This is a genomic window from Pseudomonas sp. BR20, assembly GCF_050780135.1.
Taxonomy (GTDB): domain Bacteria; phylum Pseudomonadota; class Gammaproteobacteria; order Pseudomonadales; family Pseudomonadaceae; genus Aquipseudomonas.
Genome location: NZ_CP172012.1, coordinates 6,425,503 through 6,445,068 on the forward strand (window position 1 = coordinate 6,425,503; position 19,566 = coordinate 6,445,068).

The 19,566-nt window shown below is 61.6% G+C and carries 17 protein-coding genes; 12 read left to right on the forward strand and 5 right to left on the reverse strand.

What is annotated here, in order from left to right:
• Positions 1-177: 177 nt before the first annotated feature.
• Genes ACHPFG_RS29715 through ACHPFG_RS29730 form a run of 4 tightly spaced genes read left to right on the forward strand, consistent with a single transcriptional unit; the run spans position 178 to position 4,684 of the window.
• Positions 178-1,533, forward strand: a complete 1,356-nt coding sequence (locus tag ACHPFG_RS29715) for a M16 family metallopeptidase (RefSeq protein WP_131697515.1) — start codon at positions 178-180, stop codon at positions 1,531-1,533.
• A complete protein-coding gene (locus tag ACHPFG_RS29720) occupies positions 1,526-3,016 on the forward strand; it encodes a M16 family metallopeptidase (protein ID WP_431701166.1) in 1,491 nt (496 codons plus the stop codon). The genes ACHPFG_RS29715 and ACHPFG_RS29720 overlap by 8 nt, the downstream gene beginning before the upstream one ends.
• The gene (gene rsmD / locus ACHPFG_RS29725) at positions 3,016-3,633 is read left to right on the forward strand and encodes a 16S rRNA (guanine(966)-N(2))-methyltransferase RsmD (RefSeq protein WP_131697517.1); all 618 of its coding nucleotides are present in this window, start codon (positions 3,016-3,018) and stop codon (positions 3,631-3,633) included. Before ACHPFG_RS29720 ends, rsmD begins: the two co-directional genes overlap by 1 nt.
• Before the next feature lie 55 nt (positions 3,634-3,688).
• A complete protein-coding gene (locus tag ACHPFG_RS29730; protein WP_431701167.1) occupies positions 3,689-4,684 on the forward strand; it encodes a hydrolase in 996 nt (331 codons plus the stop codon).
• 30 nt (positions 4,685-4,714) lie between these two features.
• Here ACHPFG_RS29730 and ACHPFG_RS29735 read toward each other — a convergent pair whose 3' ends face one another.
• Together ACHPFG_RS29735 and ACHPFG_RS29740 are read right to left on the reverse strand one after the other, a co-directional pair.
• The gene (locus tag ACHPFG_RS29735; protein ID WP_431701168.1) at positions 4,715-5,569 is read right to left on the reverse strand and encodes a sulfurtransferase; all 855 of its coding nucleotides are present in this window, start codon (positions 5,567-5,569) and stop codon (positions 4,715-4,717) included.
• Positions 5,570-5,602: 33 nt separating this feature from the next.
• Positions 5,603-6,274: a TetR/AcrR family transcriptional regulator gene (locus ACHPFG_RS29740; protein WP_131697520.1), complete on the reverse strand. Its 672-nt coding sequence runs from the start codon at positions 6,272-6,274 to the stop codon at positions 5,603-5,605.
• Positions 6,275-6,420: 146 nt separating this feature from the next.
• Here ACHPFG_RS29740 and ACHPFG_RS29745 point away from each other — a divergent pair, with 146 nt between their 5' ends.
• The 5 genes from ACHPFG_RS29745 (at position 6,421) to ACHPFG_RS29765 (ending at position 11,119) form a co-directional block, all read left to right on the forward strand.
• Positions 6,421-7,848, forward strand: a complete 1,428-nt coding sequence (locus tag ACHPFG_RS29745; RefSeq protein WP_431701169.1) for a coniferyl aldehyde dehydrogenase — start codon at positions 6,421-6,423, stop codon at positions 7,846-7,848.
• Positions 7,849-7,876: 28 nt separating this feature from the next.
• The gene (locus ACHPFG_RS29750; RefSeq protein WP_431701170.1) at positions 7,877-8,422 is read left to right on the forward strand and encodes a twin-arginine translocation pathway signal protein; all 546 of its coding nucleotides are present in this window, start codon (positions 7,877-7,879) and stop codon (positions 8,420-8,422) included.
• Positions 8,423-8,459: 37 nt separating this feature from the next.
• A complete protein-coding gene (locus ACHPFG_RS29755) occupies positions 8,460-10,055 on the forward strand; it encodes a GMC family oxidoreductase N-terminal domain-containing protein (RefSeq protein WP_431701171.1) in 1,596 nt (531 codons plus the stop codon).
• 114 nt (positions 10,056-10,169) lie between these two features.
• A complete protein-coding gene (coaD, locus tag ACHPFG_RS29760) occupies positions 10,170-10,649 on the forward strand; it encodes a pantetheine-phosphate adenylyltransferase (protein ID WP_003176711.1) in 480 nt (159 codons plus the stop codon).
• A gap of 218 nt (positions 10,650-10,867) precedes the next feature.
• The gene (locus ACHPFG_RS29765; protein WP_008364838.1) at positions 10,868-11,119 is read left to right on the forward strand and encodes a YfhL family 4Fe-4S dicluster ferredoxin; all 252 of its coding nucleotides are present in this window, start codon (positions 10,868-10,870) and stop codon (positions 11,117-11,119) included.
• 71 nt (positions 11,120-11,190) lie between these two features.
• Here the strand turns inward: ACHPFG_RS29765 and mutM are convergent, their stop codons facing one another.
• Positions 11,191-12,003 carry a bifunctional DNA-formamidopyrimidine glycosylase/DNA-(apurinic or apyrimidinic site) lyase gene (gene mutM, locus ACHPFG_RS29770; protein WP_184745105.1) on the reverse strand — a complete coding sequence of 271 codons (813 nt, stop codon included), beginning with the start codon at positions 12,001-12,003 and terminating at the stop codon, positions 11,191-11,193.
• 21 nt (positions 12,004-12,024) lie between these two features.
• Positions 12,025-12,837, reverse strand: coding sequence for an HDOD domain-containing protein (locus ACHPFG_RS29775; protein WP_431703533.1), 813 nt, complete (start codon positions 12,835-12,837; stop codon positions 12,025-12,027).
• Between the two features lie 227 nt (positions 12,838-13,064).
• Here ACHPFG_RS29775 and ACHPFG_RS29780 point away from each other — a divergent pair, with 227 nt between their 5' ends.
• On the forward strand, positions 13,065-14,261 hold the full coding sequence (locus ACHPFG_RS29780) for a class I SAM-dependent rRNA methyltransferase (protein ID WP_053127951.1): 1,197 nt from the start codon (positions 13,065-13,067) through the stop codon (positions 14,259-14,261).
• A 249-nt stretch (positions 14,262-14,510) separates the two neighbouring features.
• Entirely contained in the window at positions 14,511-15,686 is a 1,176-nt protein-coding gene (locus tag ACHPFG_RS29785) for an MFS transporter (RefSeq protein WP_431701172.1), read from the forward strand.
• On the opposite strand, the gene ACHPFG_RS29790 is transcribed toward ACHPFG_RS29785, so the two are convergent.
• Positions 15,661-17,394 (reverse strand): DUF4153 domain-containing protein, encoded by a 1,734-nt coding sequence (locus tag ACHPFG_RS29790; RefSeq protein ID WP_431701173.1) that lies wholly within the window; start codon positions 17,392-17,394, stop codon positions 15,661-15,663. The two genes, ACHPFG_RS29785 and ACHPFG_RS29790, sit on opposite strands and share 26 nt — an antisense overlap.
• A 280-nt stretch (positions 17,395-17,674) precedes the next feature.
• Here ACHPFG_RS29790 and ilvD point away from each other — a divergent pair, with 280 nt between their 5' ends.
• On the forward strand, positions 17,675-19,516 hold the full coding sequence (gene ilvD, locus ACHPFG_RS29795) for a dihydroxy-acid dehydratase (RefSeq protein WP_431701174.1): 1,842 nt from the start codon (positions 17,675-17,677) through the stop codon (positions 19,514-19,516).
• Positions 19,517-19,566 lie beyond the last annotated feature (50 nt).

The following is a 19,566-nucleotide window of genomic DNA, read 5'->3' on the forward strand; positions in this document are numbered from 1 at the left end:
TCGATGCGTAACAGACTGTTTTTTAGCCAGCTCGTTCATGCGCAACATTTTGTAAGGCCTAAATAGGGCCTTAACAAGACAGCCATAGTGGCCGTCCCTAGGTCGGATCAGTATCCTAGCACCTCCTCGCCCGCCGACGCTAAGACCAAGCGGGCAGCCCAACAGGTTTAAAAACGAATGAATGCTCTAGCCCGCCACGCCGCAGGCCTGCTGCTCAGCACAGTTTGTCTGCCACTTTCAGCCTTGGCTGCCGACCCACAACCCACCCATGAATTCACCCTGGATAACGGCCTCAAGGTGGTCGTGCGCGAAGACCATCGCGCGCCGGTGGTGGTTTCACAGGTCTGGTACAAGGTCGGTTCGAGCTACGAAACCCCGGGCCAGACCGGTTTGTCCCACGCCCTGGAGCACATGATGTTCAAGGGCAGCGCCAAGGTCGGCCCCGGCGAAGCCTCGCTGATCCTGCGAGACCTGGGCGCCGAAGAAAACGCCTTCACCAGCGATGACTACACCGCCTACTACCAGGTGCTGGCCCGTGACCGCCTGGGCGTTGCCTTTGAGCTGGAAGCCGACCGCATGGCCAGCCTGCGCCTGCCGGCCGACGAATTCAGCCGCGAAATCGAGGTAATCAAGGAAGAACGCCGCCTGCGCACCGACGACAATCCGATGTCCAAGGCCTTCGAGCGCTTCAAGGCGATGGCTTTCCCGGCCAGCGGCTACCACACACCGACCATCGGCTGGATGGCCGACCTCGACCGTATGAAGGTTGAGGAACTGCGCCACTGGTACCAGTCCTGGTACGTGCCGAACAACGCCACCCTGGTAGTAGTCGGCGATGTGACCCCGGACGAGGTGAAAAACCTCGCCCAGCGCTACTTCGGCCCGATCCCCAAGCGTGACGTACCGCCCGCCAAGATTCCGATGGAGCTGGCCGAGCCCGGCGAGCGCCTGCTGACCATGCATGTGCAGACCCAATTGCCGAGCGTGATCCTGGGCTTCAACGTACCTGGCCTGGCCACCGCCGAAGACAAACGCTCGGTCCAGGCCTTGCGCCTGATCTCGGCCCTGCTGGACGGCGGCTACAGCGCACGGATCTCCGAACAGTTGGAGCGTGGTGAAGAGCTGGTTTCCGCCGCATCCACCAACTACGACGCCTATACCCGCGGCGACAGCCTGTTCACCCTCTCGGCCACTCCGAACCAGCAAAAGAAAAAAACCGTTGCCCAAGCCGAAGCCGGCCTGTGGCGCCTGCTGGAAGAGTTGAAGGCCAAGCCACCGACCGCCGAAGAACTGGAGCGCATCCGTGCCCAGGTCATCGCCGGCCTGGTGTACCAGCGTGACTCGATCACCAGCCAGGCCACCGCCATCGGCTCGCTGGAAACCGTGGGCCTGTCCTGGAAACTCATGGACACCGAACTGGCCGACCTGCAAAGCGTGACCCCGGAAGATATCCAGAAGGCCGCGCGCACCTATTTCACCCGCGAACGTCTGAGCGTCGCCCATGTTTTGCCTGAGGAGACCGCTCATGAGTGATCGCAAAAGCAGCCGCCTGATCCTGCCGGGCCTGATCGTCGTTACGTTGATCGCGGCAAGCGCCGTGTACTTCCTGCGCCCAAGTGAGTCCGTCGCCAGCCAGGCGCTGGACAAGGCGCAATCGGCCAACAAACTGCAATCCCTGGCGGAGCTGGACGGCAAGGCGCCGACCAACCGCAAGCTCGACGTGCAAACCTGGACCACCGCCGAAGGCGCCAAGGTGCTGTTTGTCGAAGCCCATGAGCTGCCGATGTTCGACATGCGCATCCTGTTCGCCGCCGGCAGCAGCCAGGACGGCAACGTGCCGGGCCTGGCACTGATGACCAACGCCATGCTCAATGAGGGCGTGCCGGGCAAGGATGTGAGCCAGATTGCCAGTGGTTTTGAGGGCCTGGGCGCCGACTTTGGCAATGGTGCTTATCGCGATATGGCGCTGGTGTCCCTGCGCAGCCTCAGCGACAGCGCTAAACGCGACGCCGCCCTGGCGCTGTTTGACGAGGTGATCGGCAAACCGACCTTCCCCGCCGATTCCCTGGCGCGGATCAAGAACCAGATCCTCGCCGGCTTTGAATACCAGAAGCAGAACCCCGGCAAACTGGCGAGCCTGGAGCTGTTCAAGCGCCTGTACGGCGACCACCCATACGCTCACCCGAGCGAAGGCACGCCAGAAAGCGTTCCGAAGATTACCCTCGCACAGTTGCAGGCGTTCCACGCCAAGGCTTATGCGGCGGGTAATGCGGTGATTGCCGTGGTCGGTGATTTGACCCGCGCCGAAGCCGAAGCGATGACCGCCAAAGTGTCGGCCTCGCTGCCCAAGGGCCCGGCCATGGCGAAAATCGCCCAGCCGACCGAGCCGAAGCCCGGCCTGAGCCATATCGAGTTCCCGTCCAAACAGACTCACCTGCTGTTCGCCCAATTGGGCATCGACCGCGCCGACCCGGACTACGCAGCGCTGTCCCTGGGCAACCAGATCCTCGGCGGCGGTGGCTTCGGCACCCGTTTGATGAGCGAAGTGCGCGAGAAACGTGGCCTGACCTACGGTGTGTATTCCGGCTTCTCGCCGATGCAAGTGCGTGGCCCGTTCATGATCAACCTGCAAACCCGCGCCGAAATGAGCGGCGGCACCTTGCGCCTGGTCGAAGACGTGCTGGCCGACTACCTCAAGACCGGCCCGACGCAAAAGGAACTGGATGACGCCAAGCGCGAGCTGGCCGGCAGCTTCCCGCTGTCCACTGCGAGCAACGCCGATATCGTCGGGCAGCTGGGCGCCATGGGTTTCTACAACCTGCCGCTGAGCTATCTGGAAGATTTCATGAAACAATCCCAGGCACTGACCGTAGAGCAGGTCAAGGCTGCCTTGAACAAACACTTGAGCGCCGACAAGATGGTCATCGTGACTGCCGGCCCAACGACTGCGCAAAAGCCACTACCGCCCCCCACTGATAAACCTGCCGAGCAGCCGCTCGGGGTTCCGGAGCATTAATGGCCAGTTCATCTCGCCCAAAAAAACCTGTCCACAACGTGCATAACGGTGTGGGCCAACTGCGCATCATTGGCGGTGAATGGGGCAGCCGCAAGCTGAGCTTCCCCGACGTCGTGGGCCTGCGCCCGACGCCGGATCGCGTGCGTGAAACCCTGTTCAACTGGCTCGCGCCTTACATTGCCGGCGCCAAGGTGCTGGACCCGTTCGCGGGCAGTGGCGCGCTGTTCCTGGAGGCGCTGTCCCGTGGCGCGGCCCAGGCCCAGGCGCTGGATGCCAGCAATGTCGCGGTGTCCAGCCTCAAGGAACACCTGGGCACCCTGCGCTGCACCAACGGCCAGGTGCAGACCGCCGACGCCCTGCGCTACCTGGAAACCCAGGCTGCCAGCGCCTATGACGTGGTGTTCCTCGACCCACCGTTCAACCAGAACCTGTTGCCGACCGTGTGCGCGTTGCTGGAAGAACGCCAGTGGCTGGCGCCGGATGCGTGGATCTACACTGAGAGCGAGACCGCGCCGTCTACCCTGGGCTTGCCGGGCGCGTGGCGCCTGCACCGGGAGCAGAAGTCCGGTCGTGTGTATTACGCGTTGTGGCATCGATTGGTCGAAAGCGTCGCCTGATTTTTCAGACTGGCTTCAATTGTGGTGAGCGGGCTTGCCACAGACTGAGAGTTTCATGACACCGTCCTCCGACCTCTTCACCCCCGCCTTCGGCCTCGGCAACCCTCACCTGCAAACACTGTGGGGGCCGCTGTGGCGCCCTACCACTCATATCGAACGCCAACGCGAACGCCTGTGGCTGGAAGACGGCGACTTTCTCGACCTCGACTGGCATGGCCCCCATGACGCGCTGGCGCCGTTGGTGCTGGTGCTGCATGGGCTGACCGGCTCATCCAATTCCCCCTATGTGGCCGGCCTGCAAAAAGTCCTCGCCGCCCAAGGCTGGGCCAGTGCAGCCTTGAACTGGCGTGGCTGTTCGGGCGAGCCCAACCTGTTGGCGCGCAGCTATCACTCGGGCGCCAGCGAAGACCTGGCCGCCGCCATTGCGCATCTACGCGCCAAGCGGCCGCTGGCGCCGCTGTATGCGGTGGGTTATTCGCTGGGGGGCAATGTGCTGCTTAAGCACCTGGGGGAAACCGGCGAGGCATCCGGGCTGCAAGGCGCGGCGGCGGTGTCGGTGCCGTTTCGCCTGGACCAGTGTGCGGACCGCATCGGGATAGGTTTCTCGCGGGTTTACCAAAAGCACTTCATGCGTGAAATGCTCGCGTATATCCGCGTCAAACAAAGCCGTTTTTTACAGGATGGCCGCGCGGACGGGCTGAAGGCCCTGGAAGCGCTTGGCTCGCTGGAGAAGATGCGCACCTTCTGGGACTTCGATGGCCGGGTCACCGCGCCGCTGCACGGGTTCCTCAGTGCCGAGGATTACTACCGCCGCGCCTCGAGTCGCTACTACCTGGGCGCGATCCGCACGCCGACGCTGATTATCCAGGCTGCCGATGACCCGTTCGTATTCGCCCACAGCTTGCCGGAGACCAGCGAGCTGTCGGCGTGCACCGAGTTTGAACTGACGGCCAAAGGTGGGCACGTGGGCTTCGTCGATGGCTCACTGAAACGCCCCAGCTACTACCTGGAGCGGCGCATCCCCCAATGGTTACTGGCACACCACGGTTGAACATGTGGGAGGGTTTACCCCACCGGGAACTCAGTCACCCGTAGCAATTGCCCGCGCAGGATCGGTAATCCACTCGCTCCACGACCCCGCATACAACTTGCCCAACGGGTAACCCGCCAGGCTCAGGGCGAACAGGTTGTGGCAGGCCGTCACGCCCGAGCCGCAATACGCCACCAGTTCTTCCGGCGAGCGGCCCTGCAACTGCGCGGCGAAGCGTTGCTTGAGTTGCTCGGCCGGGAGGAAACGCCCGTCACTGCCCAGGTTTTCGTTGAACGCCGCACATTGCGCACCGGGAATGTGTCCGGCAATCGGGTCGATAGGCTCCACCTCGCCGCGAAAACGCGGTTGGGCGCGGGCATCAATCAGGGTCAGGCCGGGTTGGCCCAGGCGTTTTTGCAGGTGTTCGGCATCCAGCAGCAGACGATTGTCCGGTGTACCGGCAAACGTCCCGCGCTCGACGACCGGCGCATCCAGGCTCAACGGGAAACCCGCCGCATGCCAGGCCTTGAGCCCCCCATCCAGGATAAATACGCCGTCGCGCTTGCCCAGCCAGGCCAGCAACCACCAGGCGCGGGCGGCATAGGCACCAGGACCGTCGTCGTAAAGCACCACGTCGGTATCGGCACTCACACCCCACGCCCGCAGTTGCTCGGCGAAGGTATTCGCTGCCGGCAACGGGTGACGACCGGTCACACCTTTGATTACCGGCCCACTAAGGTGGCGCTCCAAGTCAGCGTACTGCGCACCTTCGATATGCCCTTCGGCGTAGCTGCAACGCCCGTAATCCGGGTCTTCCAGGGCAAAACGGCAATCCAGGATCACCAGCCCGGCGGTCTTCTGGCGCTCGGCCAATTGCTGGGGGTTGATCAGTTGGGCAAGCGGCATGATGGACTCCTGTGAACAGATTCGGGAAAGGTCCTACTTCACGTCTTCCAGTGCCTGGTTCAACGGCACGTAAAACTCTTTGAACAATGCATCCACCGCCTCTTTTGCCTGGGGCGTGACAAAGCCCGCCTCCAGCACCAGCACCTGATACACCCCGCGCTTGATGGCTTCGGCACTCAGGTGGGCGGAGTTTTCATTGGTGGTGCACAGAAAACGCACCCAGGAGGTGAGGATGATCCAGGCATTGAGGGTCAGGGCTTCGGTTTGCACCGGGTCCATATTCAGGATGCCCGCATCGACAAACCCCTGGTAGATGGCGCCGCCCTGGATCAGGCAACGCTGGGAAAAACGCCGATAGCCGGTGGCCAGTTCCGGGTCGCTCTCCAGCAGGTGTTCAAGGTCGCGGTGCAGAAAACGGTAGCGCCACATGCCGGCCAGCAAGGCCTGGAGGTAGAAGCGCTTGTCTTCCACCAACATGGCTCGCCCCTGGGGCGGACGCAGGAAAGTGTCCACCAACGCTTCATATTCGCGAAACAGCACGGCGATGATCGCCTGCTTGTTGGGGAAGTGGTAGTACAGGTTGCCCGGCGAAATTTCCATATGGGCGGCGATATGGTTGGTGCTGACACTGCGCTCACCCTGCTGGTTAAAAAGCTCCAGGCTGGTTTGCACAATGCGTTCGCTGGTCTTTACTCGTGGTGCCATAGGGGAATCAGCTTCTGTACACGTGATAGGGCATCTTACGGCCTATCCTTACCAGGATAAATCTGCATGTTGCTGCAATGTCATTTGACAATTTAGAGTAATGACTCTAAAAATCCAGGCAGACCAATAACAATCGGTGCTGCGCCATGTCTGCCAACGTTGCCTATCTGCAAGATTCCCAGGCGCTGGATCAACTCCAGGACCTGTTCGACGCCCAACGCCGCGCCTACGCCGCTCACCCGATGCCGCCAGCCGCACAGCGCCAGCAGTGGCTCAAGGCCTTGCGGGAGGTGCTCAGTGACGAGCGCCAGGCACTGATCAATGCCATCAGCCAAGATTTCAGCCACCGCAGCGCCGATGAAACCCTGCTCGCCGAATTGATGCCCAGCCTGCATGGCATTCACTACGCCAGCAAACACCTCAAAGGCTGGATGAAACCTTCCCGCCGCGCTGTAGGCCTGGCCTTCCAACCCGCGTCAGCCAAAGTCATTTACCAACCGCTGGGCGTGGTCGGCGTGATCGTGCCGTGGAACTACCCGCTGTACCTGGCCATCGGCCCACTGGTCGGCGCGTTGGCGGCGGGCAACCGGGTGATGCTCAAGCTCAGCGAATCCACGCCCGCTACCGGCGAACTGCTCAAGACCTTGCTGGCCAGGATTTTCCCCGAGGACCTGGTGTGCGTGGTGCTCGGCGAGGCCGAAGTGGGCATGGCGTTTTCCAAGCTGCGCTTCGATCACCTGCTGTTTACCGGCGCTACCAGTATCGGCAAACACGTGATGCGCGCCGCTGCCGAGCACCTCACGCCGGTCACGCTGGAACTGGGCGGCAAGTCGCCGGCCATCGTCTCCGCCGACGTCCCGCTCAAGGACGCCGCCGAACGCATCGCCTTCGGCAAAGCCTTGAACGCCGGGCAAACCTGCGTGGCCCCGGACTACGTGCTGGTGCCGGAGGACCGCGTGGAGGGTTTCGTCGAGGCCTACAGCAAGGCGGTTCGCGGGTTTTATCCGACGTTGGCCGACAACCCGGACTACACCGCCATCATCAATGAGCGGCAACTGGCCCGGCTCAATGCCTACGTCAAGGACGCTACCGAAAAGGGCGCCACCCTGATCCCGTTGTACGACCAGGGCCAGGCGCGGCGCATGGCCCATAGCCTGCTGCTGAATGTCAGTGACGACATGACGGTGATGCAGGACGAAATTTTCGGCCCGGTGCTGCCAATCGTGCCTTATCGCGGCATCGACCAAGCCTTTGCCTACATCAACCAACGCCCTCGCCCGCTGGCCCTGTATTACTTCGGCTACAACAAACGCGAACAGGATCGGGTACTCCACGAGACCCATTCCGGCGGTGTCTGCCTGAACGACACCCTCCTGCACGTGGCCCAGGACGACATGCCCTTTGGCGGCATCGGACCGTCAGGCATGGGCCACTACCACGGCCATGAAGGGTTCCTGACGTTCAGCAAAGCCAAGGGCGTGCTGGTGAAACAGCGCCTGAACGCGGCGAAATTGATCTACCCGCCCTACGGCAAATCGATCCAGAAACTGATCCAGAAGTTGTTTGTCCGCTGACACCGCCACCCACGGGATAACAATAACAATGAACCCTAGCCTCATGGATTCACCCGCGCTGTCGCGGCGCGGCGTCTTGAAGATCGGCCTGTGCGCCAGCGCCTTCCTGGCCACGGCCGGGCTGGGCGCCAGCCTCAGTGGCTGCTCCAGCAGCACCCCGGCCAGCGGCTTTGCCATGTTGCGCAGCAGTGACTTGCCGTTCCTGCGCGCGGTGATCCCGGTGCTGCTCGAAGGCGTTGCCAACGCAGAGGATGTGGTCGCCGGGATTGAAGACACGCTGAAAAAACTCGACTACAGCCTGCAGCACCTGTCGCCGGAGATGTTCAAGCTCACCCAGCAACTGTTCGATGTGCTCGGCATGGGCATTACGCGCGGCCCGTTGACCGGCATCTGGGGCAGTTGGGAAAACGCCAGCGCGGAGCAGATCCGCAACTTCCTGCACCGCTGGGAAAACAGCTACCTGAACCTGCTGCGCATGGGCCAGGGCTCGCTGCTCAAGCTGGTGATCATGGCTTGGTACTTCCGGCCCGCCGCCTGGGCGCATTGCGGCTACCCCGGCCCGCCGAAGATCTGATTTGCATCCCTCACAATAAAAACAAGAGACGACACTGATGCCCGTACCCGATCTGTTCCGCGACGGCCTCGCCCGCGGCTGGAAAACCCACAATGGCGCCGCCCTCGACAGCGACCTGACCCTCGAAGCCGACGTGGCCATTATCGGCAGCGGCGCCGGTGGCGGCACCACCGCCGAAATCCTCAGCGCTGCGGGCTATAAAGTGCTGCTGATCGAAGAAGGCCCGCTCAAGACCAGCAGCGACTTCAAGCTGCTGGAGGACGAGGCCTACGCCAGCCTGTATCAGGAAGGTATCGGCCGCATGAGCAAGGACGGCGCGATCACCATCCTGCAGGGCCGCGCGGTGGGCGGTACCACGCTGATCAACTGGACCTCCAGCTTCCGCACCCCGGACGCCACTCTTAGCCATTGGGCCAGCGAGTACGCGGTAAAAGGCCACAGCAGCGCGGAAATGGCACCGTGGTTCGAAAAGATGGAGCAGCGCCTGGGCATCGCGCCGTGGGCCATCCCCCCGAATGCCAACAATGATGTGATCCGCAAAGGCTGCGAAAAGCTCGGCTACAGCTGGCATGTGATCCCGCGCAACGTACGTGGCTGCTTCAACCTGGGTTATTGCGGCATGGGCTGCCCGGTCAACGCCAAGCAGTCGATGCTGGTGACCACCATCCCATCCACCCTGGAAAAAGGCGGCGAACTGCTGTACCTGGCCCGCGCCGAGCAGCTCAAATACAGCGGCGACACCATCAGCAGCCTGGAATGCGTGGCGATGGACGCGCGTTGCGTGGCGCCTACCGGGCGCAAGATCACCGTGAAGGCCAAGCATTACGTGCTGTCGGGCGGCGGCATCAATAGCCCGGCGCTGCTGATGCGCTCGGATGCCCCCGATCCGCATTCGCGTCTGGGCAAGCGGACCTTTTTGCACTTGGTGAACTTCTCTGCCGGGCTGTTCGATGAAGTGATCAACCCGTTCTACGGCGCGCCGCAGTCGATCTATTCCGATCACTTCCAATGGCAGGACGGCACCACCGGCAAAATGTCCTACAAGCTGGAAGCACCGCCCCTGCATCCTGGCTTGGCCAGCACCTTGTTCGGCGGCTATGGCACACAGAACGCCTTGGACATGGGCCAATTGCCTCACACCCACGCCATGCTCGCGCTGTTGCGTGACGGCTTTCACCCCGACAGCCAGGGCGGCAGCGTGGATTTACGCGGTGACGGTACGCCGGTGCTCGACTATCAGGTCTCACCCTATGCCTGGGACGGCCTGCGCCGGGCCTTTCACAGCATGGCCGAGATCCAGTTCGCGGCGGGCGCCAAGTCGGTCAAGCCCCTGCACCACGACGCACGGTTCGTGAATACCTTGGCCGAGGCGCGTAGCGTGATTGACGGTTTGAATCTGGAGTTGCACCGGACAACCCTGGGCAGCGCCCATGTGATGGGCGGCTGTGCCATGGGGGAAGATCCGAAAAACGCGGTGGCTGACAGCCTTGGTCGCCATCACCAGTTGCGCAACCTGTCGATCCACGATGGCTCGTTATTCCCCACCAGTATTGGGGCTAACCCGCAATTGTCGGTGTACGGATTAACCGCTCAACTGGCGACAGCCTTGGCCGAACGTCTGAAAACAGCGTGAAAAAACACGCTATTCACGGTGTCTATACGGCTTTCTTATGCATAAGTTGACTTGGCCGACCGGGATGGCTGCGATACCATCCGGTTCCCCAACGGACTCCGCCAGGACGACGCGATGAACCGAGTGTTGTACCCAGGTACCTTCGACCCGATTACCAAAGGCCATGGCGATCTGGTCGAACGCGCCTCTCGTTTGTTCGACCATGTGATCATCGCAGTCGCGGCCAGCCCCAAGAAAAACCCGCTGTTTCCCCTGGAACAGCGCGTGGAGCTGGCGCGTGAGGTCACCAAGCACTTGCCCAACGTGGAAGTGGTGGGCTTTTCCACGTTGCTCGCGCATTTCGCCAAAGAGCAGAACGCCAATGTGTTCCTGCGTGGCCTGCGCGCGGTGTCGGACTTCGAATACGAATTCCAGCTGGCCAACATGAACCGCCAACTGGCGCCGGACGTGGAAAGCCTGTTCCTCACGCCGTCGGAGCGTTATTCGTTCATTTCCTCGACGTTGGTGCGTGAAATTGCCGCTTTAGGCGGGGATATCACCAAGTTCGTGCATCCGGCCGTGGCCGATGCGCTGACGCTGCGCTTCAAGAAGTAATGTGGTGAGCGGGCTTCCCCCGCGTTGGGCTGCGTAGCAGCCCTAATAAAGACTCGCGTCGCCTCAGGTGAATAACCGGTCGTCTGGTTTTGGGGCCGCTTCGCTGCCCAACGCGGGGCAAGCCCGCTCACCACAGCTCGCACTGCGAGCGCCAATGCGGCACAATTGCGCGCATTAGTTTTCAGATGCCTTGGCTGACAGCCCTGGCAGGAGTTTCCATGTCCCTGATCATCACCGACGATTGCATCAATTGCGACGTCTGCGAACCCGAGTGCCCGAACGCCGCCATCTCCCAGGGCGAAGAGATCTACGTGATCGACCCTAACCTGTGCACCCAGTGCGTCGGTCACTACGACGAGCCGCAGTGCCAGCAGGTGTGCCCGGTAGATTGCATTCCGCTGGATGAAGCTCATCCGGAGTCGGAAGAGCAGTTGATGGAGAAGTACCGGAAGATTACCGGTAAAGCCTAAGGTTCTTCAGCGCCTATCAGGGCCTCATCGGGGGCAAGCCCCCGATGGCCATATCAGCCATCACCCAGCAATCAGCTCTGGCACCTGGGGCAAAACACACTCGCCCGCTGCCCCAGCACCACATTGCGCAGCTCAGTCCCGCAGACCTTGCACGCCTCGCCACCGCGGCCGTAGACGAACAATTCCTGCTGGAAATACCCCGGCTGCCCGTCACCACCGATAAAGTCCCGCAACGTGGTGCCGCCACGCTCGATCGCCGCCGCCAGAATGCGCTTGATCTCGATCGCCAGCTTCAAATAACGCCCGCGTGAAATGCCGCCGGCGGCGCGACGCGGATCAATCCCCGCCGCAAACAACGCCTCAGTCGCATAGATATTGCCCACACCGACCACCACCGCGTTGTCCATGATGAACGGCTTCACCGCCATGGACTTGCCGCGAGACAACTGAAACAAGCGCTCGCCATCAAACAGGTCCGTCAGCGGTTCCGGCCCCAGGCGGATCAGCAGTTCATGGTTGTGCGGGTCCTGGCTCCAGAGCATCGCGCCGAAACGCCGAGGGTCGGTGTAGCGCAGGGCCAGGCCGGACTCCAGCTCGATATCCACATGTTCATGCTTGGCCGCCGGCATGCCGACCTCCACCAGGCGCAGGTTGCCCGACATGCCCAGGTGGCTGATCAAGGTGCCCACTTCGGCGTTGATCAACAGGTACTTCGCCCGCCGCTCCACCAGCACAATGCGCTGGCCGGAAAGGCGCACATCGAGGTCTTCCGGGATCGGCCAGCGCAGGCGCCGCTCACGCACCACCACGCGGCTGACCCGCTGGCCTTCCAGGTGCGGCGCAATGCCGCGCCGGGTGGTTTCGACTTCTGGTAACTCGGGCATGTGTACCTCGTGAAGGGGGGATCAGTGCGCGCCCAGTTCGCGGATCGACAACTTCAGGCTTTCGAAGTCGTAGTCCGACAGGCCCACGTAGTCCAGCACCAGGTGGCCGACGGCATTCCACTCATGATCCACCGACTGATTACCCAGCACGCGGTAGGACGAGCAGATGTGCTCGGCCATCTTCAGGATCGCCAGCAGGTTTTTCAGCTGCGGATTGCGCGACGATTCATCGCTGAAGACCGCCAAGGCATTGTGGTGGTTGGCGATGGCATCGGTCACATGCTCCGGCAGGCGCCACGATTTGGCGGTGTAGTAGCCGACCACCGCATGGTTGGTGTTGAACGCGTTGTTTTCGGTGTCGACCACGCGGCAGTCGGGGCCGGCGTTGGCGTAGGCCTGCTCCAGCACCGTCATGTAATTGGGGAAGCGCTTGAGCATCAGCGGCACGCCGCAATCGTGGAACAGCCCCAGGGCATAAGCCTCGTCCACCGCCTGGGCGCCGGTGCGCTTGGCCAGGGTCAGGCAGGTCATGGCCACGTCCTGGGCGGTATCCCAGAAGCGGTTGAGGGTGACGATGGTGTCGTCGCTCATCTCGCCCCTGATCGACAGGGCGTTGATCAGGTTGATGATCGACCGGCTGCCCAGCAGGTTCACCGCGCGCTGGATCGAGGCGATCTTGTTGCTCAGGCCGTAATAGGACGAATTGACGATCTTCAGCAACGCGCCGGACAGGCCCGGGTCCTGGGAGATCAACCGAGCGATCACTTCCAGGTCCGGGTCGGGCATGTACTGCTCCATCTGCAAATCCACCATGATTTGCGGCTGGGGCGGCACGCTGATGCCTTGGAGGGCCTGCTGGATCTGTTCGGCGGAAAGCTCTTGGGACATAAGTACATACTCTGGGATAGACGGGGATTCTAACCCCGATGGGAAGCTCACCGACACCTCAAAAACCGGATTGGAACCGGACCAAATGTGGGTGCCAGCTCCCACATGTCCGGCGGCGCGGCCAACAGGGGCGCAACACGGTATACTCCCGCTCTTTTTTCCGGAGCGACGTCATGTCCCTGCCAAGCCTGCGTCTCAAAGCCAACGCCGATCGTCGTTTGCGCAACGGCCACCTGTGGGTCTACAGCAACGAAATCGACGTGGCCGCCACCCCTCTCCACGGCTTCCAGGCGGGCGACCAGGCTATCCTGGAAGCGGCCGGCGGCAAGACCCTCGGCATCGTGGCCATGAGCCCGAACAACCTGATCTGCGCACGCCTGCTGTCGCGCGACATCAAGTTGCCGCTGGACAAGTCGCTGCTGGTGCACCGCATCAACGTCGCCCTGTCCCTGCGTGATCGCCTGTTCGACAAGCCGTTCTACCGCCTGGTCTACGGCGATTCCGACCTGCTGCCGGGCCTGGTAGTCGACCGTTTCGGCGACATCCTGGTGGTGCAGATCGCTTCGGCGACCATGGAAGCCCATAAGGAAGACGTGATCGCCGCACTGACCCAAGTGCTCAAGCCGAGCGGCATCCTGTTCAAGAACGACTCCGCCGCGCGCGACGCCGAAGGCCTCAACCGCTACGTCGAAACCGTGTTCGGCCTGGTGCCGGAGTGGGTAGCGCTGGAAGAAAACGGCGTGAAATTCGAGGCCCCGGTGATCCAGGGCCAGAAAACCGGCTGGTTCTACGACCACCGCATGAACCGCGCGCGCCTGGCCCCATACGCCAAAGGCAAACGCGTGCTCGACCTGTACAGCTACATCGGCGGCTGGGGCGTACAAGCCGCGGCCTTCGGCGCCAGTGAAGTGTTCTGCGTCGACGCCTCGGCCTTCGCCCTCGATGGCGTGGAGCGCAACGCCGCGCTGAACGGCGTCGCCGAGAAGATGACCTGCATCGAAGGCGACGTCTTCGAAGCCCTCAAAGAACTGAAAGCCAGCGAAGAACGCTTCGACGTGATCGTCGCCGACCCACCGGCCTTCATCAAACGCAAAAAAGACATGAAGAACGGCGAAGGCGCCTACCGCCGCCTGAACGAGCAAGCCATGCGCCTGCTCAGCAAGGACGGCATCCTGGTCAGCGCCTCGTGCTCCATGCACCTGCCGGAAGACGACCTGCAGAACATCCTGCTGACCAGCGCCCGCCACCTGGACCGCAATATCCAGATGCTGGAACGTGGCGGCCAGGGCCCGGATCATCCGGTGCATCCGGCGATTGTCGAGACGCGCTATATCAAGAGCATTACGTGCCGGTTGTTGCCAAACAGCTAAAGCCAAGCACAGATAAAAATGTGGGAGGGGGCTTGCCCCCGATAGCCGTGTGTCAGCCAGCTAATAGGGGGCTGACACTACGCAATCGGGGGCAAGCCCCCTCCCACATTTGTTTTGTGGTTGCCGTGAAAACTTTTCCTACCCAAGCAAGCCACGTCAATTCAGGAAGTTTCTCTCAACGCTTTTGATTGAATTCCACTTTTCGCAGACTAGTATCGGTTTCTGGTTTTACTCCGGAAAACAAAAACAATGTCTGGGCCCTCCCTCTCCCGCTTTATCCTCATCACCTGCATTTCACTGATCAGCTTCTTCCCGATCAATATCCTGCTGCCCTCCTTCCCCGCGCTGGCAACCCGCTTCGAAACGCCCAGCGCAGACATCGCGCTGTCCATCAGCCTGTTCACTCTGGTCTTTTCCATCTCCCAACTGGTCGCCGGCCCGCTTTCGGATAAATGGGGGCGCAAGGAAGTGCTGCTCGGCTGCATCACGCTGTCGATCCTCGGGGCGATAGGCTGCGCAATGGCCCCGGATTACCTGACCTTCCTGCTGTTTCGCACGGTCCAGGCCATGGGCTGCGGCTTCTTCGTATTGGGCCATGCACTGGTGGAAGACCTGTTCGACGAACAGGACCGAGCCCGGGTGCGCCTCTATTACATGACCCTGAGCGGCTCGTTTGTCGCGCTGTCGCCGCTGATCGGCTCCTGGCTGCAAACCACCTTCGACTGGCAAGGAAGCTTTTATGGGTTTGCGCTCATGGCATTGGGCATGTTGATCCATGCGTTTTGCATCCTGCCTTCCAAGGCTGCCAGCCCGCACCACACGCCAGTCTCGATCCTGGGCACGCTCAGAACGGTCGCCGCCAATCGCGACTTCCTGCGCTACTGGTGGATCGCAGCCCTGGTGTTTGCCTGCTACTTCGCCTTGATCAGCGTGACGCCGCTGATTTTCATGGATGCGCTGAAACTGTCCGAATACCAGTACGCGCTGGTGCTGATGGTGTACGGCATCGCTTATTTGCTCGGCGGGGTGGCAGCCTCGTACCTGCAAAAACGCATGGCGCTGTCCCGGCAAATCAATATCGGTCTTGGCTTGCTGCTCGTCGCAGGCGCGCTGTTAACGCTGATCGTCAGCGTTGAAGCCATGACCACCGTGACCTTGTTGATCCCAATGCTGATCAGCGCCCTGGCCGTCACCCTGGTCAGGCCCGCCGCGATTTCCGCAGCAATGCTGTTGTTCTCCAGCAGCGCGGGCACGGCGGCGTCGGCGGGCAATAGCATCATGTTTCTCACTGCCGCTGTCGGCAGCGCGGCACTGGCCCAGGCAGGCGATCATCTATTGATGAGCATCGCCCTCAGTTTTATCGGATTCAGCCTCTGGGGGCTGGTGACCAATCGGCGGACTACGGCTCACGAACCACCGGCGTGAGCAACATGTCACTGGACTGCAACTGCCGGTAGCGAGGCTTGACCAACGAGATCTTGCCCTCACGGATATCGTGGATCAGGGTCTCGGTGTCCACATAGCCGTCGGGCAGTTGCGTCCACACGAGAGGGCCGCGATCGTCCCATTCGCCCTTATCGTCCAGGACAAAAATGCGCGGCGGCTTGAAGTCATCGCGATAACTGGTGCGTGGTATCGCAAGCACTTCGGGCTGCCCGTCCTGATCGAAGTCCACCGCCCACAACACACAGCCAGGCTCGCACCCAGAGTCAGTGTTCAGGCTGAGCTCGGCAAACTGCTCGCTGCCCTTGGGCTCAGGGCCGATCCATTCCAGCTCGGGCTTGGGCCGGCGGGCACGCTCTTTTTCATACTGTTCACTGAAACTCAGCGAGGTGTCTTCCATCCGCTCACGCAAGGCACGGCGCGATTCCGGGTCCAGAATGCGCTCCTGATCCAGGTCGACCTGCAACTTGGCATACGCTGCCTCCCCAGCCTTCTCCAGGCCAAAACGCAGGTAGTGCGCGTCAAACGCTTCAGCCTTGGTACGCCCGTCGAGCAAACGCCGGACCTGATCGTCGACGCTCAGGCGCACAGGATCGAGGATCGGCGTGTTGACCAACACCACCAGCCCACAAAACAGCAGCGCCAAGGCCGGGTTGGTAACACGCAGGTTGGCCAGCCAGACCGGCGAACGCAACACCACCGCCCACACGGCCGCCAGGCCATACAAACCACAGAGTAACGCCGCCGCTAGTGCAATGAAGCGCTGTGGCGATAAGGCATATTGCTCGACCCGCAGCCAGCTCGAATAAAACGCCAGGGCGGCGAGAATCGGCAGGCACAGCAGGCTCAATTCGATAAACCGCGTTAACCATTTGGGGTACGGCGGAGGTTGAACGCCCTCCTGAAAAACACCATTGAGCAAGAACAGCTGCGCCCCCGCCAGCACCAGCAGAATCGGCGTGGAATAACCCGTCGCCCAAATCCGCCCGAGCCCGGTGAACGGCAAGGTCAGGGTAAACAGCAGGCTGATCAGGGCGATCAACGGCAACAACAAACCACAGGCGCTGAACAGCATGCCGCGCATCTGGCCGATGACTTTCTCGTTGCGCGCCGCCAGGTACATGCCTAAGGCGAACACCAACGGCAAGCTGATGCACAGGAATAGCTGGCTCCAGAAGTGGCGCTCAAAAAATTCGATGCCCAGCATCAGGAACAGTCGGCCCCAGAGCTTGAGCAGCAACATGAACACCCCCACCAGGATCAGGGCATACAGCACAATGAATACGCTGTTCCAGGCTTGCTGGAACAGGTCTTCATAACGCCAGCGTTGCCCTTTTTCGGCGGGCCAGGCGAACAGAAACGTGGCACAGACATAGCTCAACACCATCACGCTGATAAACCAGGAATTGATCGCCCAGCGGTTATTGCCGACATGGTCGAGGCCGTAGCAGACCCACAGCGTCATGCCACCCATCAACAGGGTGAATGCCAGCGTAGGTAGCAACGACCGCCACTGTCGGGCTTTTTCCCCCAGCAACTGCAAGATGGTACCGCCCACCAACACCACGGTGTAGGTGACAAAAAACACGGTTTCGCTCAACCGATAGAGCTGATCGGAGTAATAGAAGACAATTCCCTGGATCAGACCGATCAGCAGGTAGAACCCAAGAAAACGATGGATACCGGGCATTCCAATTCCTTTGGAGAGGGGTGGGGGCAAAGAGCCGCCAGTCTAAACAAAGCCTGCGGCCCTGAGTATTGCCCCGTTCCCTCCAGCCGCCAGCGGTGTAGAATCGGCCCTATTCATCGCCAGTCATCCCCCGGCGGGTTTATGAGCTCAAAGCCAATGCGCACGGCGATCCCGTCACGTTTGCGGCAACTTCCGGACACCAGTGCCACTTTTCGGGTGTTCCAGACGTCAATAGAAGCTCACTCCCCTTTGATACCGATTAGCCGCCCGGAGTGCTCCAATGCCTGATTACCGCTCGAAAACATCCACCCACGGCCGCAACATGGCCGGCGCCCGCGCACTGTGGCGTGCCACGGGGATGAAAGATGACGACTTCAAGAAGCCGATCATCGCCATTGCCAACTCCTTTACCCAGTTCGTACCGGGCCACGTGCACCTCAAGGACCTGGGCCAACTGGTCGCCCGCGAGATCGAGCGCGCTGGCGCTGTAGCCAAGGAATTCAACACCATCGCCGTGGACGACGGCATCGCCATGGGCCATGACGGCATGCTGTATTCCCTGCCGAGCCGCGAGATCATCGCCGACTCCGTGGAGTACATGGTCAACGCCCACTGCGCCGACGCCATCGTGTGCATCTCGAACTGCGACAAGATCACCCCCGGCATGCTGATGGCTGCCCTGCGCCTGAACGTCCCGGTGATCTTCGTCTCCGGCGGCCCGATGGAAGCCGGCAAGACCAAGCTCGCCTCCCATGGCCTGGACCTGGTCGACGCCATGGTCATCGCCGCCGATTCCAGCGCTTCTGACGAGAAGGTTGCGGAATACGAGCGCAGCGCCTGCCCGACCTGCGGTTCGTGCTCCGGCATGTTCACCGCCAACTCGATGAACTGCCTGGTGGAAGCCCTCGGCCTGGCGTTGCCTGGCAACGGTTCGACCCTGGCCACCCACAGCGACCGCGAGCAGCTGTTCCTGCAGGCCGGCCGCACCATCGTCGAGCTGTGCAAGCGCTATTACGGCGAGAACGATGAGTCGGTGTTGCCGCGCAATATCGCCAACTTCAAGGCGTTCGAAAACGCCATGACCCTGGACATCGCCATGGGCGGGTCCACCAACACCATCCTGCACTTGCTGGCCGCGGCCCAGGAAGCCGAGATCGATTTCGACCTGCGCGACATCGACCGTCTGTCCCGCCATGTGCCGCAACTGTGCAAAGTCGCGCCGAACATCCAGAAGTACCACATGGAAGACGTGCACCGCGCCGGCGGGATCTTCTCGATCTTAGGCTCCCTGGCCCGTGGCGGCCTGCTGCACACCGACCTGCCGACCGTGCACAGCAAATCCCTGGCCGAAGGCATCGCCAAGTGGGACATCACCCAGACTGACGACGAAGCCGTGCACACCTTCTTCAAGGCAGGCCCGGCAGGCATCCCGACGCAAACTGCGTTCAGCCAGTCGACCCGTTGGGACACCCTCGACGCCGACCGTGAAAACGGCTGCATCCGCAGTGTCGAACACGCCTACTCCAAAGAAGGCGGCCTGGCCGTGCTGTACGGCAACATTGCCCTCGACGGCTGCGTGGTGAAAACCGCCGGCGTGGATGAATCCATCCACGTCTTCGAAGGCCGCGCCAAGATCTACGAAAGCCAGGACAGCTCGGTACGCGGCATCCTCGCCGACGAAGTGAAAGAAGGCGACATCGTGATCATCCGCTACGAAGGCCCTAAAGGCGGCCCGGGTATGCAAGAGATGCTCTACCCGACGTCGTACTTGAAATCCAAAGGCCTGGGCAAAGCCTGCGCCCTGCTCACCGACGGCCGTTTCTCCGGCGGCACCTCGGGCCTGTCCATCGGCCACGCTTCACCTGAAGCCGCCGCCGGCGGTGCGATTGGCCTGGTGCAGGACGGCGACAAGGTCCTGATCGACATTCCGAACCGCTCGATCAACCTGTTGATCAGCGATGAAGAACTGGCAGCGCGCCGGGTCGAGCAGGACAAGAAAGGTTGGAAGCCGGTGGAGAAGCGTCCGCGCAAAGTTACGACCGCGTTGAAGGCCTACGCGCTGTTGGCGACCAGTGCCGACAAGGGTGCGGTACGTAACAAGGCCATGCTGGATGGGCTGTAAGGGCTAACCGCCACACATGAAAATGCCCCGCCACATGCGGGGCATTTTTA